The sequence below is a fragment of the Pseudaeromonas pectinilytica genome, from assembly GCF_054780855.1.
The window spans coordinates 1-2364 of sequence record NZ_BAAGVN010000239.1 but is presented as its reverse complement, the minus strand read 5'-3'; the positions used below and the strand labels follow the sequence as shown (position 1 = coordinate 2364).

2 protein-coding genes are annotated in these 2364 nt (G+C 55.7%); one reads left to right on the top strand and one right to left on the bottom strand.

Annotation, left to right across the window (positions count from 1 at the left end):
• Window positions 1-338 precede the first annotated feature (338 nt).
• Complete coding sequence (locus ACYVG7_RS10525; protein ID WP_460883070.1) at window positions 339-1835, top strand: methyl-accepting chemotaxis protein; 1497 nt, start codon at window positions 339-341, stop codon at window positions 1833-1835.
• 88 nt (window positions 1836-1923) lie between these two features.
• Here the strand turns inward: ACYVG7_RS10525 and ACYVG7_RS10520 are convergent.
• A partial coding sequence (locus ACYVG7_RS10520; RefSeq protein WP_460883069.1) for a LysR substrate-binding domain-containing protein occupies window positions 1924-2364 on the bottom strand: 441 nt, incomplete at its 5' end.

Sequence of the window (2364 nt, the reverse complement as noted above, 5' to 3'; positions counted from 1 at the left end):
GTTGGTATCCATAGCGGGCACCTCAGTCCAGCGAACTTACTGCAAGTATAGATTGCCCCAACACGTAAAGGGAACAGCGCCCTCGCGAGACCTATCAAGCCGATTTGGCGCAACGCCTAATTCGCGGCATGCAGCAGGTGCAGAACAGTCCGCAAGCCCGAGCCATTCGCCATCACTACTTTATTTCGCCCTCCCCCTGATACATATCCCAGGTCTCTCACCCGCTATGCCATGGTGCTAGCCAGAACCCGACATTGTTTTGATTCATCATCTATGCTCCTTTGGTCAGATGGATCCCATTTGCTAAGTTTCTGCCGATATGGCCCAAGGAGCTGTCGATGCGTAATAACCAGCCGATCACCCAACAAGAAAAAGAGTTCAGCGCCGACACGCGTTTGGTGTCGATGACTGATCTGCAGGGTGACATTACCTTCGTGAATCTCGACTTCCTGCGCATCAGTGGTTTCAATGAACAGGAGTTGCTCGGTAGTCATCACAATATTGTTCGCCATCCGGATATGCCGCCAGCCGCTTTTGCCGACCTATGGCGAACCATTAAAGCCGGGAAAACCTGGCGCGGTCTGGTCAAGAATCGCTGCAAGAATGGCGATCACTACTGGGTCGACGCCTATGTCATGCCCATAGTGCAAGATGGCGAAACTGTGGGTTATCAATCGGTGCGCAGCAAGCCCTCGCGAACCCAGATTGCCGAGGCCGAACAACTATACGCCCGGATGCGCAAAGATCCCTCGCTCACGCTGCCGACCAAGAAGGGATGGCAGCATGTATCGCTGGCTCTCAAGGGATGGCTACTAGGAGGGATTGCCGTGGCCAGTTCCAGCGTGTTGCTGCTGGATGAGCTGTTTGGCTTTACTGATCCGGCTAATCCACTCATCGAAGATCTGTTTACCCTGCTACACCTGCTCAATATGTTGGCGGCATTTGCGCTGGTTGGTTTGCTCTATTACGAGGTGATTAAGCCACTCAGACGCTGTGCCCATTATCTGGTGGATATTGCCAATGGTGATTTGACCGAGTCGCTACCGGACATGCCGCACCACGAAACCGGTCAAATCATGCTGGCAACCCGGATGATTCAGTCGCGGTTACTCGCCATCTTCGGACGTTTTGGGGAAGCAACATCCGCGCTCTCCAACTCGGCCGACCGGTTAGCCGCCACCTCACTCACCATGAGTCGAGGCGCCAGCGAACAAGCCGCCAGTGTCGAGGAAACCTCGGCCTCTATGGAGCAGATGTCGGCCTCTATCGCGCAAAATACCGAAAGCTCGAAGCTTACTAGCGCCATCTCCGCCAAAGCCTCCCAAGATGCCCAGCACGGAGGCGAAGCCGTTAAACAAACCGTCGCGGCGATGAAACAGATTGCCGGCAAGATCGGCATCATCGATGACATCGCCTATCAAACCAACTTGCTGGCTTTGAATGCCGCCATCGAAGCAGCCCGGGCTGGCGATCATGGCAAAGGATTTGCGGTGGTCTCGGCCGAGGTGAGAAAGCTCGCGGAACGCAGTCAGGTCGCGGCGCAAGAGATCGGTAAAGTCGCCGCCAGCAGTGTCACCCTGGCTGAGCAAGCCGGAGCCCTGTTTTCCCAACTCGAGCCGGACATCCAACGCACATCGGATCTGGTGCAAGAGATCACCTGCGCCTCGCAAGAACAAAGTCTGGGAGTCAATCAGATCAATCAGGCCATGAATCAGCTCAGCCAAATCACCCAACAAAGTGCTTCAGCCTCGGAGGTACTGGCCGAGACCGCCCGAGAGGTAAATGGTCGCGCCAGCCAACTGTCAGAATTGATCACCTGTTTCAAGGTGAAGTAAGTGCAAAGCATTCGGTCGAGACTTCAGCCACAACCGGAACGGCTAGCCTGTTTGCCATATCACAACATCGGGGTGTTTACCGGTTGCTTCAGTCGTGAGCGGCAGACTGCTCGAAGGTACACTGGCTGATCTGCTCGATCAGCCAACGGATATCCGGTTGATGGTCATACAAGGAGTGACTGAGGATGGTGAGCGTCAGATCCGGTGCCCCTTCCGGTAATTCCAGAATGCGCAACGGCAGCATGCTGACCAGCTCGCGGGCGATCAGGTAGGGCACACACATCAGATATCCCGATGCCGCCACCACTCGCCCACCGACGGCATAACTCTGCACGACTGTCGCCAAGGTGCGCGACAGGTGGTTGGCCGTCAGCCAGCGCTCGATGAGATCCGCCCCCGAGCTCACAGCCGGCAGGTGGACTTGCGGCTCGGCCAAAAACTGTTTGAGCCGACATTCCGCACCTAATTTAGGAATAAACCCGCTGATATGCTTCACCAAGGCAATCCAGAATGACTCGCTGGTGCGCGT

What these genes read in the sequence shown, in the direction of transcription:
- ACYVG7_RS10525 (WP_460883070.1), top strand. Translation starts at nt 339, where the DNA reads ATGCGTAATAACCAGCCGATCACCCAACAAGAAAAAGAGTTCAGCGCC.